This is a genomic window from Thauera sp. (assembly GCF_035444905.1).
GTDB lineage: Bacteria > Pseudomonadota > Gammaproteobacteria > Burkholderiales > Rhodocyclaceae > Thauera.
On record NZ_DAOMPS010000005.1, the window covers coordinates 100,282 to 115,394 of the forward strand.

The window sequence follows — 15,113 nt, forward strand, 5'->3', positions numbered from 1 at the left end:
CCACTCAAGCTGCGCACCACTTTCCCTCTCCGGGCATGAAGCTTGCGTAACACCTGCAGGACCCTGCGCGATGCACGGTTCTGACCAAGATCAGTGGAGGAAGCCATGAAGCGAAGTCTCTTAGCGAGTGCGATCGCACTTGCGTTTGGTTTTGCAACGCAGGCAGGCGCGAACCCGACGAACACGGTTCTGGAGGGGGCGGACAACATCAATCAGACGGCGACGGCCCAGTCCGACCAGGGCGGCACGGGCGCAATGGCCAACGAGTACTCGTCGGCGGTGTGGAAGTCGGACGCCAGCGTCACCACGAAGGAACGCAACAACAACAGCACTGGCGACAACCGCGACAACGACGGCAAGGCGTGGGCGAACGACTACGGCACGGCAGCCAACAACGGCGGCACCGCCACCTCGAGCATCGACAATGCCTTCAACACCAGCAAGGCCGTTGCGATGTCGAAGCTGAGTGGCATGGTGACCAAGATTCATGTCCACGGTCTCGGCAACAGCGCGTTCAACAAGGGCGACGCCAACGGCGGCAACGGCGGCATGGCCTTCGGCGGTGACGGCGGGAACGCCTACGGCGGCGACGCCAAGGGCGGCAACGGCGGTGACGGCGGCAAGGCCTACGGCGGCGACGGCGGTGATGGCGCCAAAGGCGGCATGGCCTTCGGCGGCGACGCCGACAGCGGCAGCGCGAACGCTCGCGCGAACGGCGGCCGCGCGTCCGGTGGGGACGCAGACAGCGGCAGCGTCTATGCCGGCGGTGGCGGCAGGGCGACGGCAGGCGATGCCAAGTCGGGCAGCGCGCGCGGTGGCAACGGCGACGACGGCGGCAATGCGAGCAAGGCCTGGGCAGGCGGTGGCGGCGATGCCGACGCGGCCGTCAAGGCTTCGGCGGACTCCGGCCGTGCAGCGGGCGGCGACGCCAAGGGTTACGTAGGCGGCACCAAGGCCTCGGCGGGCGACGCCAAGGCCGCCGACTTCGCAGCGGGCGGCAACGCCAAGGGCATCGGTGGCGACGCCAAGACCTATGACTCCGCTTATGTCGGCGGTGCCGACGCGGCCACCAAGGCGGGCGGCAGCGGAGCTGACGGCGGCTACGCCGACGGCGGACGCGCATCGGCCAAGGCAGCGGACGCCGACGCCAATGCCCGCGGTCGTGGCAATGACACGGCGACGGCGAGCAACACCGCCAACCCCGCGGGTGGGGCAGGTGGCACCGGCGGTGCTGCAACCTCCGCAGGCGGAACGTCCGGGGCGGCGACCGCAAACGGCGGCAGCAGCAACCAGAACGCCAATGCAGCCGGCGGCGCCGGCAGCGGCACGGGTGGCGATGCGACCTCGAGCGCCGCGGCAACGGGTGGCGCAGCAAGCGGCACAGGCGGCAGCAATGCCTCGAGCGGCGGCGCAGGCACGTCCGGCACGGCGACAGCGAATGCCGGCAACAGTGCCAGTAACGGCGGTGCCGGCGGCAATGCCAGCAACACCGGCGGAGCGGGTGGCGCCGGCGGCTCGGCGACCAGTGGCGTCGCCACTGGCGGCAACGCCAACGGCGGGCAGGGCGGGGTTGCGAACAGCGGCGCTGCAGGCGGTGGTGACGCGACCGGCGGTGACGGCACCAGCACGGCGACCAGCGGCAGCGCGAGCGGCGGCGTGGCCACCGGCGGAGCCGGCGGCGATGGCGGTGCCGGCCAGGGCGGTACCGGTGGCAACGGCGGCAACGGTGGCACGCTTACGGCGGGCAATGCCGCAGGCGGTGCCGGCCAGGGCAGTGCCGGCGGTACCGGCGGCAACGGCGGCAGCGTCAGCGTCGATGCGGGCACCTTCAGCATGGCCAACACGATCTCCGGCAGCTTCACCAACGGTGCGGGGATCATCATCAATGCCCAGAACAGCGGTATTGGTGCGCTGGTCCAGCAAAGTGCAAACGTGCAGGCAAACCTGAATTTCAACAGGTAAGCGCCTCCCCGCGGTGCCGGTCGTCATCCTTGGCCGGCACCGCACACGTTTGACGGATCGAGGAGGTCAACCATGAGATCCCCTGTATCGATGATCGCACTAGGTGTCGCGCTGGTCCTTGCCTGCGCCTCGCCTTCCTATGTTTATGCAGAAGAAGGCGTTGCGACGGCAGACACACCACGGCTGATGCTGGGCGATAAGGTGATCGACAACGCGGCGCTGGATACGCAGCGTGGCGGGGCCGACACTCACTTGAGCGACATTCGTGCGGTGGGCTCCGTCAGCGAAGTTCAAGCCTACGACCTGGTAACCGGGCACAACATCGTTTCGGATGGTGCCCTGAGCGGGACGACCGGCATGCCTATGTTCATCCAGAACTCGGGCAACGGTGTGCTGATTCAGAATGCAGTCATTCTGAACGTCCAAGTGCAGTAGTCACCCGGTCCAGATGGCAACTGGAATGTAACAGCATCGACTTGTACGCGTACTGCCGGAGCCGTGCCGCTTCACCCCCGGGTAGCGACGGCGCCTCGAGCAATCAACTGAAAAGTGGAGAGCAAAAATGAAAATGAGTCATGTCGCGAGTGCCATCGCACTTGCCTTCGGGTTTGCCACACAAGCATCGGCGAATCCGACCAACACGATCGAACTGGGTGGCGAGAACCTCACGCAAGAGGCGACCGCAAATTCGACGCAGGGCGGTAACGGCGCGATGGCCAACGAAGGTTCGAAGGCGTACTGGAAGACGGATACCAGTTCGTACTCGAGCGAGAAGAACGACAACAGTGCCGGGAACAACCGTGACAACCGTGGCGCAGCATGGGCCAAGGACCACGGCACGGCGGCCAACAACGGTGGCATGGCGAGTTCGACCATCAATAACGCGTTCAATACCAGCAAGGCGCTCGCCATCTCGAAGTTGGACGGCATGGTGACCAAGATCAGCGTTCATGGCCTCGGCAACAGCGCCTACAACCTCGGTGACGCCAATGGCGGCGCCGGCGGCAAGGCCTACGGCGGCGACGGCGGTAAGGCCGCAGGCGGCGACGCCAAAGGTGGCAACGGCGGTGATGGCGGCACGGCCTGGGGCGGCAACGGCGGTGATGGCGCCAGTGGCGGCATGGCCAAGGGCGGCGATGGCGACAGCGGCCGCGCCAGTGCATCCGCTTCCGGCGGCAAGGCCTCCGGTGGCGACGCCGACAGCGGCTACGTGAAGGCGGGCGGCGGCGGCGGTGCATCCGGTGGCGATGCCCGCTCCGGCTACGCCGGCGGTGGCGATGGCGGTGACGGCGGCAATGCACGTAACGCTGCAGCCAAGGGCGGCGGCGACGCCGAAGCCAAAGTGTACTCCTCCGCCGATTCGGGCAAGGCCGGCGGCGGCGATGCGTATGGCGCTGCTGGCAGCACGAAGGCCTCGGGTGGGGATGCAGGCGCGAAGAGTGCGGCACTCGGTGGTGCTGGCACGGGCGTCGGCGGCGATGCCGCTGCGGCCGGGAAGGCGAAGGTGGGCTCCGCCGAGGCGGGCAGCAAGGCCGGCGGCAGCGGCGCTGACGGTGGCAATGCCAATGGCGGCAGCGCCTGGGGTGGCGCACATGAAGCCACTGCCCGGGCACGCGGCCCCGGCAACGATGCCGCGGACGCCAGCAATGCGGTCACTGCGACTGGTGGGGCCGGCGGCATGGGCGGTGCGGCGGACTCCGCAGGCGGACAGAGCGGCAACGCCGACGCTACCGGCGGCGCGAATACGCAGACCGCGACGGCCACGGGTGGGGCCGGCACCGGAACGGGCGCCGCGGCCAATTCCGGCGCGACCGCCAACGGTGGCGACAGCACCGCCAACGGCGGCAGCAACACGTCGGAAGGCGGCATGGCGAGCTCCGGTATGGCCAGTGCCGCATCGGGTGACAGTACGGCGACCGGCGGCAACGGCGGCACCGCAAGCAACACCGGCGGTGACGGCGGTGACGGCGGGCTCGCGATGACCGGTGACGCCGCCGGCGGCGCGGCGACGGGCGGCGACGGTGGCCAGGCAAGCAGCGGCACGTCGACCGGTGGCGCAGCGACGGGCGGCGCCGCAAGCAGCATGGCCTCGAGCGGCGCCGCCGATGGCGGTGACGGGACTGGCGGCGCGGGCGGTGCGGGCGGCACCGGTAATGGCGGCCAGGGTGGTGCGGGCGGTGCAGGCGGCAGCCTGGCCGGCGGCGACGCCACCGGTGGAACCGGTAATGGTGGTCAGGGCGGCACCGGCGGCAGTGGCGGATCGGTCGCCGTCGCCGCAGGCACGTTCGACATGTCGAACACCATCAGTGGCAGCTTCACCAATGGTGCAGGCATCCTGATCAGCGCCCAGAACAGCGCGATCGGTTCGCTGGTGCAGCAAAGTGCCAACGTGCAGGCCAACCTGAACTTCAACAGGTAAGCTGTCTGCACGCAGGGCGGTGCCGGTCGGCTGATGCCAACCGGCACCGCAAGCAATAGAAGCTGCGCCTGGGCGGTCGAACCAGGGTAACAAGCTCGACAGCAATCCGCGCAATGCTCCGACGGGAGCAAGGCCGAGAATCAGAGAAACCCGATGACAAAGCAACGAATGGCGGCACTCGGACGGCGGGTCATGGGACTCTGCGTGACCTTGTTCGCCATCGGACTCATGCCGTCGCCAGCGCAGGCAGAACGCCTCAACATCATCACGCCGACGGCGGGCGGTGCCGCAGTACCGACAGTGAGCATGAAGGGGCTGCGGTTCTCGGCGACGCTGAGGCAGCAGTACGACTTCAGTTGTGGCTCGGCAGCGGTGGCGACGCTACTGACTCATCACTACGGCTGGAAGGTGGACGAAGCCGCCGTCTTCCAGGCCATGTTCGAACACGGCGACCAAGCGAAAATCCGCCAGGAAGGCTTCTCGATGCTGGACATGAAGCGCTACCTCGACAATCGGGGTTTCACTGCCAATGGCGTCGAGGCGAGCCTCGATCAGCTCGCCGAGGTCAAGGTACCGGCAATCGCCCTGATCAACGAAAACGGCTATGCCCACTTCGTCGTCATCAAAGGGGTGCGCGGCAAGGATGTGCTGCTCGGCGACCCGGCAATGGGCACCCGCGTCATGGCGCGCAAGGATTTCGAACGGTATTGGATCAACAGCATCCTGCTCGTGGTCACCAATCGCATCGAGGTCGCAAAGTTCAACCGCGACGAGGATTGGCGGGTTCGGCCGGGCGCCCCGCTGCAGGCACAGCGTGACAACGCAGTGGCGGCCATGCACAGCCTGACCCGTCGCAGCATGGTGGACTTCTGAGGGGGAGAACCAGGATGCGCAGCCGCATGCTCAAGCTTCTCACCCTGCCAGCCCTGCTCGCGGGCCTCACTGCGCTGGGTATCAGCGCGGTAGACGGCAGTGAGCGCGCACGGGGCACCGTAAACTGGCTATCGAGTGAGCTCGACTGGCTGGCCGAGGTGCAACGGTCGACAAAGCGCATACCCAGGGAGGAAGGGGCCAAGGTGCAGCCTGCGGCTGTTGAAGTCGTCGAGGCCCGTGTGCGCCCGGTGGCAGAACTGCGCCCGGCTGCCGTAGCCGAGGTCGTGGAGGCACGCGTACGCCCGATCGAGGAAGTGCGCGTCGCGACCGAACCCGCGGTTGCGCCCGAAGTCACCGCGGGCATCGTGTCGATCAAGGAGGTCCGCGCCCGATTGGCCGCCGTGAAGGCAGACGCACCCGGTGCGCAGGATGGCGGCAGTTCGGTCGCAACCGACGCCAATCAAAGCGACGCTGTTTCCGACCGTCTGGCAGGCATGGGCGCATTGATGGCCTCGGCCAGCGTCGCGCCAGACCAGCTCGGTGAACTGCGCGGCGGTTTCGAGACACCGGGCGGGCTGCGCCTTAACTTCGGCATCGAGCGCGTCGTGATGATCAATGGGGTGCTCCAGAGCACCACCAGCCTGCGCATTGACGAGCTCGGCAAACTGGTCGGCGGCAAGGCCGTCGACGACGCCCTGGCGGCCGGTAACACGTTGGCCGTGATCCAGAGCGGGCAAAACAACGTCGTCACCTCGCCGCTTCCGGGCACCACGCTTGCAACCGTGGTGCAGAACTCGCTGAACAATCAGAAGATCCAGTCGGTCACGACGATCAACGCGACCATCAACAGTGCCGAAGTCATGCGCCAGATGCGCATGCAGCAGTCCTTGCAGGAGGCTCTTGGTCGCTCGGCCCTGATGCGCTGACCGCAGAGCCACCAACGTCCAAGGCTATACATTGAGGAAGGCGGGGGCGCTCACACGCCCCCTGTCCGCTCAAAGCGAGAACGGCATCCGCACCGTGAGCTGAACATCCGGTGTGTCCCGCGTGACGCCTACGCCGAGTGACATATTGAGCGTCTTCTGCGAGTCGACCTTGTACGAATAGCCAAGCAGCAGGGTCCCCATCTGAACGCGCAGCCCCGGTGCACGCTCCCCGCTTGCGAAGACGGCCTTCGTCTTGCCCACCGAAAGATGATCGTACCCGATGCTGAACGACGAGCGCTCGTTCAGCGCCAGGCCCATGCCGAAGTTGAAGCCGATCACCCCACCAGGCTGAATCTCGGCGTATTCAGACAACTGTGTTTCAGGTACGACGTTCGGTCTGACCCCGTTGCGCTTGAAGCTGTACTGATAGCTCACTCCGCCGAAGAACACCGCGGGATCCGAGGGGATCAGCACGGTGAGGCCTGGGGTTACCGAATAGAAGCCGGAGCCAGTCGGCAGTTCTTGCTGAACGGCTGACACTCTCGCTCCATCGACTTCGAAGCTCGAGAGGACCTCGAACGGATCCTTTCCGGTTCGCGACTTCAGCCGCAGAGACGCAATGTAATAGGGCGAGTCCCCGCCCCCATCGTTCAACTGATAGCGGCCGATGAGTTCCACATCGCCCAGCCCCTTGCCGTCCACGTCGGTAAAGATTTCGTCCCCAGGTGTCCCGGTGAAGATCTCACGACCGCGCGTGTCGTCGTAGCGATAGACATAAGGCACACGCGCCTCGAGCTCGAAGCGGTTGGTGATCCCGCGGCGGAAGGCCATGGTCGCCGTCAGTGCATTCGACTTCACGTTGCGCACGTCGATCAGGCCGATCAGGATCGCCGGAATCACCGTGTAGCCGACCAGCGCGATACGGTCGCTGGACGAGTAGGAATACTGCAGTGAGGGCTCGACAATCCATTTGCCCGGCGGCGTCAGCACACCGGGTTGCTCGAAGATCGGCGCCACCTCGGGGGGACGATCGGCGGCAGCCGGCGCCTGGCCCACCGGTGTCACCGGCGGCTCGTTGCCGGCCTGGGCGACCACTGCAGTGTCCGGCGCCGGCGCAGCCCCCTCGCCACCGCGACCGCGGCGCTCGAGGTCGACCTCCCGGCGCAGGGCGTTGAGCGAGGCCTCCTGGCGGGCAAGCTCACGCTTGAGCGCTTCGATCTGCTCCATCTGCGCCCTGAACTGGGCGTCGAAGCTCACCGGCTCGGCGCCGTCGGCGGCCACCGCCGCCCCCCCCATCGCTGCGACCAGCAGGCCGAGCAAGGGGCGCGCGAGTCTCCTCGGCGGGTGTTCGAAAGTCATCTTGTCTGCCTCCCCTCTTTCTTGACGAAAAACCCCTGCCGCCCGGCGGCTAGAGGATGATCTTCAGCCGGTCGATCATGCGGTACAGCGTGACTCGCGAGACCCCGAGCTGGCGCGCCGTCTCGGAGACGTTGTTGCCATGCTTCTTGAGGCTGACCTCGATCAGTTCGCGCTCGACTGTGCTGCGAAGCTCCTCGAGCGTCTGCGCACCGTTCTCCGCGCTCGTCGGCAGGCCGAGATCGCTGACGCTGATCAGGCGGTTCTCGGTCATGATCATGGCGCGCTGCACGCGATTGATCAGCTCCCTGACGTTGCCCGGCCATTCGTAGTCCATCATCGCCCGTAGCGCAGCGCTGCCAAAGCCGCGCACCTGCGGGCTGGCCTGGTGGCGGTGCTCGGCGAAGACCGTTTCCGCCAGCAGCGGGATGTCCTCGCGCCGCTCGCGCAGCGCCGGCAGCGAGACATGCAGGACGTTGAGCCGGTAATAGAGATCCTCGCGGAAGCGCCCCTCCGCCACCGCGCGCTGCAGGTTGACGTGCGTCGCCGCAATGACGCGCGCATTGACCTTGACGCGCTCGGTCGACCCCACGCGGGTGATCGTCTTCTCCTGCAGGAAGCGCAGCAGATTCGCCTGCATCTCGAGCGGCAGGTCGCCAATCTCGTCGAGGAACAGGACCCCGTCGTTGGCGGCCTCGATGTTGCCGATCTTGCGCTGGCCGGCGCCGGTGAAGGCACCGCGCTCATGGCCGAAGAGCTCGGACTGGATCAGGCTGGGCGCGATCGCGCCGCAATTCATGGCGATGAAGGGACCGCGCGCGCGCGCCGAATGTTGATGGATTGCCCGCGCGACGAGTTCCTTGCCGGTACCCGACTCGCCACCGATCAGCACCGGGGCATCGACGGTGAGGATCTTGTCGATCTGGCGATAGAGCTGGCGCATCTTCGGGCTTGTGCCGGTCATGCCATACGAGCCGAACTCGCCGCGCACCCCAACTGCGCTGCGACAGAGCTGCGCCTTGCCGTGGGCGTGGCCGAGGGTGAAGGCGAGGCGGACCCGATCAAGCGGCAGCGAATGAAAGTCGTGGAAGTTGCGCAGCAGTTCCGGGCTGAGGCGCTCGCTGCGCAAGAGCCCTTCCTCGAGCAGGGCAATCCACTCGACTTCCGGGCGCGCCAGCAACTGGTCGAGTTCCGCTGCCGGCCAGGCGTTCGGCGAGTCGAAAGCGACGAGGCCGATCAACTGGGGATCCCTGCCCAAGGCCTTGCGTGCGGCCTCGATGGTCGACACCACCTGGAACTCCCAGCCGGCAAGCCCGAGTGCCTCCAGTTCGGCAAAGATCGCGCCCGTGCGGTCCAGCACCAGTCCGTGACGCTGTGACTTCACTGCTGAGGCCTCCGGCGTGCCCGCTTCCGCTTCTCCGGCGTTTTCACCGGCCCTTGGAGCTTTCCCATCTGGATCCCCTCTGTCTCGATTCACGGTATCCACACCTGCCAGTGGACAGCGACCGCCCGCCACTCTGACGGGACGCGCTCGCACCCTGTGAGCGCATGAATGATCATGACGCAAGTACCGCCAACATAATCAATTTAGCAACTCAGGACGATTGGTCGACGACGCGTTTCGCTCGCTTCGTGACGTAAGTCACACAAGTCCGCAATCCGGGAATGAAATGGGCACGCCGAGAAGTCGCGCACCCCGAAGCCTCGCAACGCCGCAGGGGCACTTGGTACCAACCTGGCGTCGCGTTTCCGATCTGCATGGAGCCATGCCCGACAAGCCCGGACATCGAACTGGTTATGCCCAAGCAATTAGCACGCCCAAATCGTCAACGTACTGTTTTCATTGACTTTTAATGGACTAAAACGGGCACTTCGGGAGACGGGAAACAGGGAGTGTAAAAAAATCCGACAGGCTGCGGCATTGCACCGAGCAGCCACCCGCAAATGGCGGGCGTGACGACCCCCGCCTGCTCCTGGCAAGCACCGAAGGAAGGCCATGGATCGCCCCCGGGAGAGGCACCGCGGCAGGCGGGCCCAGGCTCAGGTGCGCCTGCCGGCCCGCGCGAGGCTTTGCAGGGCGCGCCCGCGCCCTGCAAAGCGTCAGCTCAGCTTGCCGTGGCAGTGCTTGTACTTCTTGCCCGAGCCGCAGGGGCAGGGGTCGTTGCGGCCGACCTTGGGGGCGGCATTGAGCTGGGGCTGGGCGGCGGCCGGTGCCGCCTCCTTGTTGCCCAGGGCCTCGTCGTAGTCGGCGTGCTGGTACTGCACGTTCTCGACCTGCTGCGGTGACTCAGCCTGCTCGAGCTGCGCCTCGGTGCGGATCTGCACCGTCATCAGGATCTTGGTCACGTCGGCACGCACGGTGTCGAGGAGGCCCTCGAAGAGCTCGAAGGCCTCGCGCTTGTATTCCTGCTTGGGGTTCTTCTGCGCGTAGCCGCGCAGGTGGATACCCTGGCGCAGATGGTCGAGCGCCGCCAGGTGCTCGCGCCAGTGGGTGTCGAGGCTCTGCAGCATGACGTTGCGCTCGAACTGGTGCCAGGCCGCCGGGTCGACGATCGCGGTCTTGGCGGCGTAGGCCTCCTCGCCGGCCTGCACGATGCGCTCCAGGATGGCCTCGTCGTCGAGGCTGGGCTCGGCCTTCACCCACTCGCCGACCGGCAGCTTGAGCTGGCACTCGGAGAGCAGGGCCTGCTCGAGCGCGGGGATCTCCCACTGCTCCTCGACGCTGTCGAGCGGCACGTAGCGACGGAAGATGTCGTGCAGCACCCCCTGGCGCATGGCGCGGATGGTGTCGGAGATGTCCTCGCTCTCGAGCAGTTCGTTGCGCTGCTGGTAGACGACCTTGCGCTGGTCGTTGGCGACGTCGTCGTACTCGAGCAGTTGCTTTCGGATGTCGAAGTTGCGCTGCTCGACCTTGCGCTGCGCGGACTCGAGCGAGCGCGTGACCATGGCGTGCTCGATGGCCTCGCCCTCGGGCATCTTCAGGCGCACCATGATGGCGTTGAGGCGCTCACCGGCGAAGATCTTCATCAGCGGATCTTCGAGCGACAGGTAGAAGCGGCTGGAACCCGGATCGCCCTGGCGGCCCGAACGGCCACGCAGCTGGTTGTCGATGCGGCGGGATTCGTGACGCTCGGTACCGATGATGTGCAGGCCGCCGGCGGCGAGCACCTGCTCATGCACCTTGGCCCATTCCGCGCGCAGGGTGCTGACACGGGCCTCGAGCTCCTCGGGCGGCACGCTGGGATCTTCGCGCAGGGCGGCGACCGGCTTCTCGATATTGCCGCCGAGCACGATGTCGGTACCGCGACCGGCCATGTTGGTCGCGATCGTGACCACGCCGGGGCGGCCCGCCTGGGCGACGATCTGCGCCTCGCTGTCGTGCTGCTTGGCGTTGAGCAGCTGATGGTCGATCTTCGCCTTCTTGAGCAGGCCGGAGAGGAATTCGTTGGTCTCGATCGAGGTCGTGCCCACCAGCACCGGCTGGCCGCGCTCGACGCAGGCACGAATGTCCTCGATCACCGCGTCCCACTTTTCCTTGGCGGTGCGATAGACCTTGTCGTTCTCGTCCTTGCGCTGCATCGGCCGGTTGGTCGGGATGACCACCGTCTCGAGGCCGTAGATCGAGTGGAACTCGAAGGCCTCGGTGTCGGCCGTGCCGGTCATGCCGGCAAGCTTGCCGTACATGCGGAAGTAGTTCTGGAAGGTGATCGAGGCCAGGGTCTGGTTCTCGGCCTGGATGCGCACGCCCTCCTTGGCCTCCACCGCCTGGTGCAGGCCGTCGGACCAGCGCCGGCCCGGCATCAGGCGTCCGGTGAACTCATCGACGATGATGACCTCGCCGTTCTGCACCACATACTGCTGATCCTTGTGGTACAGCGCATGCGCGCGCAGCGCCGCGTACAGGTGATGCACGAGCAGGATGTTCCCCGGGTCGTAAAGCCCGCCGCCCTCGGCGAGCAGCCCCATGCGCACCAGGATCTGCTCGGCGGTCTCGTGGCCCTGCTCGGTGAGCAGCACCTGATGGGCCTTGAGGTCGACCGTGTAGTCACCCGCCTCGATGACCTCGTCCTTGTCGGTGAGGCCACCCTCCTGCCTCTTCAGCAGCGGCGCGACCTGGTTCATCTTGAGGTAGAGCTCGGTGTGATCCTCGGCCTGGCCGGAGATGATCAGCGGCGTGCGCGCCTCGTCGATGAGGATGGAGTCCACCTCATCGACGATGGCGAAGTTGAGGCCGCGCTGCACCCGCTCGCCGAGCGAATACACCATGTTGTCGCGCAGGTAGTCGAAGCCGAACTCGTTGTTGGTGCCATAGGTGATGTCGGCGGCGTAGGCGGCCTGCTTCTGGTCGTGCGACATGCGCGACAGGTTGCAGCCGGTGGTGAGCCCGAGGAAGCCGTAGATGCGCCCCATCCACTCGGCGTCGCGGCTGGCCAGGTAGTCGTTGACCGTGATGACGTGCACGCCCTTCCCGGACAAGGCATTGAGGTAGGCCGGCAAGGTGGCGACCAGGGTCTTGCCCTCGCCGGTGCGCATCTCGGCGATCTTGCCGTTGTGCAGCACCATGCCGCCGACGAGCTGGACGTCGAAGTGGCGCATGCCATGCACACGCTTGCCGGCTTCACGCACCACGGCAAAGGCCTCTGGCAACAAGGCCTCGAGCAACTCACCATTGGCCACGCGCTGCTTGAATTCCGCGGTCTTGCCCCGCAGCGCCTCGTCGGACAGCGCGGAGATCCCGGCCTCGAGTGCATTGATCTTGCGAACAGTCTGGAAATACTGGCGGACGAGGCGGTCGTTGCGACTACCGAAGATTTTCTTGAGCAGGCCAGAGATCATGTTTGGGAATCGACGTCAATTCGGCAAAGGCGGGAGTTTATCATGGCGCACCCGCTCACCCGATGACGGTTAACCACGGCATACCGATGACCCAGTTGCTGCACCGCTTCCTCGCCCGTGGCGATGCGCTCGCCCGCCTGCAGGATCACGCCGCCCGCCTGCGCCGTCTGCAGCGCACGCTGGAGACCGGCCTGCCGCCGCAACTGGCCGGCCAATGCCAGGTCGCCAACCTCAAGGACGGCACGCTCAGCGTCAGCGCACGCGGCGGCGCGGCGGCCGTGCGCCTGCGCCAGATACTGCCCAGCCTGATCGAGCACTTCGTGCTTGCCGGACAGGCGGTGCAGACGATCAAGGTGAAGGTCGCCACCCCCGAGCAACCGGTGTGGCGCGCCCCGGTGAGCGAGCGCCAGCTGTCGCCCACGGCAAAGGAAAGCCTCGAGCGCTTTGCCCAGAGCCTGCCCGCCGATGCCCCGCTGCGCGAAGCCCTCGAGCGCCTGGTGCGGCGCAGCCGCGAGTAGGCACCGAAACGAACCGCCAAGGGCAGACCAGCGGCAGGGCGCGCCGGGTGGCCGCGCCTGAGTGCTCAGACCATGGGCGCAAGCACGCGCTCGATGGCGAACAAGGCGAGGAAGACGAAGAGCACGACCACCGACGCCCGAAAGGCCTTCCAGGCCCAGGCCTTGTAGCGCGGATTCCCGGTCAGTTGCCACAGGATGACGGAACCGCCGATCGCCAGCACGGCGAGCAGCAGCAGCAGGCGCATGATCAGCATGAGGCGTCGGGCTCCGCGCCGGGCGTCAGGCGAAGGCCTGCGTCAGCGGCGCAAACTGGTGCGTGACCGCGGCCGGGGTGGCGGCGTCCTTCTCGAAGGTGACGATGTCCCAGGCCTCCTGGTCCTCGAGCAGCACGCGCAGGATCTGGTTGTTGAGCGCGTGGCCCGCCTTGTGCGCCGAATAGGCCGCGAGCAGCGGATGACCGCACAGGTAGAGGTCGCCGATCGCGTCGAGCACCTTGTGCTTGACGAATTCGTCGGCGTAACGTAAGCCCTCGACGTTGAGGACGCGGTACTCGTCCATGACGATGGCGTTTTCGAGGCTACCGCCCAGGGCTAGCCCGTTGGCGCGCATGAACTCGACGTCCTGCATGAAACCGAAGGTGCGCGCACGTGCCACGTCGCGGACGTAGGACTGCTCGGCAAAATCGATCGTGACCTTGGTCGAGGTGTTGTCGATGGCGGGATGGTTGAACACGATCGAGAACGACAGGCTGAAGCCATCGTAGGGCTCGAGCCTCACCCACTTGTCGCCTTCCACGTACTCCACCGTCTTCTTGACGCGCAGGAACTTCTTCGGCGCGGTCTGCTCCTCGATGCCGGCCGACTGCAGCAGGAAGACGAAGGGCGCGGAGCTGCCGTCAAGGATCGGGATCTCCGGCGCATCGACATCGACATGCAGGTTGTCTATGCCCAGCCCGGCGAGGGCCGACATCAGGTGCTCGACTGTGCCGACCTTGTGCCCGCCCTGCTCCAGGCCCGAGCACATGCGGGTGTCGCACACTGCATAGGGGTCGGCAGGCAGGCTCAGCGGCGGATCGAGGTCCACGCGATGGAAGACGATGCCGGTATCGGGCGCCGCCGGACGCAGGGTCAGGTTCACCTTGCGTCCGCCGTGCAGGCCCACGCCGGTGGCCTTGACGATGGATTTGAGGGTACGTTGCCTGATCATGTCGGTTTTCCTTTTTGACCCGGCATTTTATCACGCAGCCCCGTGGCGGCCCGGCTATCGCGGCCATGCACACGGGCTGTTGCGCAAGCGGATGTTGCAGCGCAGCCACGCCGGGTGTCGGGGTTCAAGCGCCCGGCTGCGCCGCCTCCATCACCCGCAACAGGCTGGAGGTGTCGTCCCTGGCCATCCCCTGCCCCATCAAGGCGTTGAGCTGCTGCCACACCTGCGCGGCCACCGGCAGCGGCACGCCCAGTTTCGCCGCCTCGTCCATCAGGATGGCGAAATCCTTGTGATGCAGGCGGGCCTCGATGCCGGCGGCGAAGTCGCGCCGCAGCATCTTGTCGCCCATCACCTCGAGCACGCGCGAGCCCGCCGAGCCGGCCATCAGGGCAGTGCGTACCGCGGCCGCATCGACACCATGGGCGGCCGCCAGGCGCAGCGCCTCGGCGCAGGCCTGGATGGTGGACACCATGATCATCTGGTTACAGGCCTTGGCCACCTGACCCGCGCCGGGTGGGCCGATATGCACGATGCGCTTGCCCATGGCCTCGAGCAGCGGACGCACGCGCGCCAGCGCGGCGGCCTCGGCGCCCGCCATGATCGCCAGCGTGGCCTCGCGCGCACCCTGCGCGCCGCCCGACACCGGCGCATCGACCCAGCCGATGCCGCGCTCGGCATAGCGCGCGGCCAGGCTGCGCGCAGTTGCCGGCGAGATGGTGCTCATGTCGAGGTGGATGGCGCCGGCGGCAAAGCGTTCGGCCAGGCCTTGCGCGCCGAAGGCCAGGGCCTCGACGTCCGCGCTGGCGGTAACGATGGTGACCACCACCTCGCTGCGCGCCGCCAGCTGCGCCGGCGTGGCGCACAAGGGCACGCCCTCGGCGACCAGCGCCGCGGCCGACTCGGGCCGGCGCGCCCACAGGGCGACCTCATGACCCGCCGCCCGCAGATGGCGCACCATCGGCTCGCCCATCACGCCCAGCCCGATGAAACCGACCTTCATGCCCATGCCTTGCTCCC

At 66.8% G+C, this 15,113-nt stretch carries 12 protein-coding genes; 6 read left to right on the forward strand and 6 right to left on the reverse strand.

All coding sequences use genetic code 11. The features are described from left to right. Nucleotides 1-105 precede the first annotated feature (105 nt). The 5 genes from PLC66_RS03900 to PLC66_RS03920 all read left to right on the forward strand — a co-directional run bounded on the left by PLC66_RS03900 (nucleotide 106) and on the right by PLC66_RS03920 (nucleotide 6,180). On the forward strand, nucleotides 106-1,962 hold the full coding sequence (locus tag PLC66_RS03900) for a hypothetical protein (RefSeq protein ID WP_324537937.1): 1,857 nt from the start codon (nucleotides 106-108) through the stop codon (nucleotides 1,960-1,962). Nucleotides 1,963-2,034: 72 nt separating this feature from the next. Next, nucleotides 2,035-2,397, forward strand: a complete 363-nt coding sequence (locus PLC66_RS03905; protein ID WP_324537938.1) for a hypothetical protein — start codon at nucleotides 2,035-2,037, stop codon at nucleotides 2,395-2,397. 127 nt (nucleotides 2,398-2,524) lie between these two features. Next, nucleotides 2,525-4,381 (forward strand): hypothetical protein, encoded by a 1,857-nt coding sequence (locus PLC66_RS03910; protein WP_324537939.1) that lies wholly within the window; start codon nucleotides 2,525-2,527, stop codon nucleotides 4,379-4,381. 153 nt (nucleotides 4,382-4,534) lie between these two features. Next, nucleotides 4,535-5,254, forward strand: coding sequence for a C39 family peptidase (locus PLC66_RS03915; protein WP_324537940.1), 720 nt, complete (start codon nucleotides 4,535-4,537; stop codon nucleotides 5,252-5,254). Between the two features lie 26 nt (nucleotides 5,255-5,280). Continuing rightward, on the forward strand, nucleotides 5,281-6,180 hold the full coding sequence (locus tag PLC66_RS03920; RefSeq protein ID WP_324537941.1) for a hypothetical protein: 900 nt from the start codon (nucleotides 5,281-5,283) through the stop codon (nucleotides 6,178-6,180). 69 nt (nucleotides 6,181-6,249) lie between these two features. On the opposite strand, the gene PLC66_RS03925 is transcribed toward PLC66_RS03920, so the two are convergent. From PLC66_RS03925 to secA, 3 genes are all read right to left on the reverse strand, one after another. Next, nucleotides 6,250-7,539 (reverse strand): type IV pilus assembly protein FimV, encoded by a 1,290-nt coding sequence (locus PLC66_RS03925; RefSeq protein ID WP_324537942.1) that lies wholly within the window; start codon nucleotides 7,537-7,539, stop codon nucleotides 6,250-6,252. A gap of 49 nt (nucleotides 7,540-7,588) precedes the next feature. Beyond that, nucleotides 7,589-8,920 (reverse strand): sigma-54 dependent transcriptional regulator, encoded by a 1,332-nt coding sequence (locus PLC66_RS03930; protein ID WP_324537943.1) that lies wholly within the window; start codon nucleotides 8,918-8,920, stop codon nucleotides 7,589-7,591. A 716-nt stretch (nucleotides 8,921-9,636) separates the two neighbouring features. Next, complete coding sequence (secA, locus tag PLC66_RS03935) at nucleotides 9,637-12,372, reverse strand: preprotein translocase subunit SecA (protein ID WP_324537944.1); 2,736 nt, start codon at nucleotides 12,370-12,372, stop codon at nucleotides 9,637-9,639. An 86-nt stretch (nucleotides 12,373-12,458) separates the two neighbouring features. Between secA and PLC66_RS03940 the strand changes: the two genes are divergently transcribed. Then, nucleotides 12,459-12,890 carry a DciA family protein gene (locus PLC66_RS03940; RefSeq protein ID WP_324537945.1) on the forward strand — a complete coding sequence of 144 codons (432 nt, stop codon included), beginning with the start codon at nucleotides 12,459-12,461 and terminating at the stop codon, nucleotides 12,888-12,890. 65 nt (nucleotides 12,891-12,955) lie between these two features. On the opposite strand, the gene PLC66_RS03945 is transcribed toward PLC66_RS03940, so the two are convergent. The 3 genes from PLC66_RS03945 to PLC66_RS03955 form a co-directional block, all read right to left on the reverse strand. After that, nucleotides 12,956-13,144, reverse strand: coding sequence for a hypothetical protein (locus PLC66_RS03945; RefSeq protein ID WP_324537946.1), 189 nt, complete (start codon nucleotides 13,142-13,144; stop codon nucleotides 12,956-12,958). Between the two features lie 25 nt (nucleotides 13,145-13,169). Continuing rightward, complete coding sequence (lpxC, locus tag PLC66_RS03950; protein WP_324537947.1) at nucleotides 13,170-14,096, reverse strand: UDP-3-O-acyl-N-acetylglucosamine deacetylase; 927 nt, start codon at nucleotides 14,094-14,096, stop codon at nucleotides 13,170-13,172. A 124-nt stretch (nucleotides 14,097-14,220) separates the two neighbouring features. Then, nucleotides 14,221-15,096 (reverse strand): NAD(P)-dependent oxidoreductase, encoded by an 876-nt coding sequence (locus PLC66_RS03955; RefSeq protein WP_324537984.1) that lies wholly within the window; start codon nucleotides 15,094-15,096, stop codon nucleotides 14,221-14,223. Nucleotides 15,097-15,113: the final 17 nt, after the last annotated feature.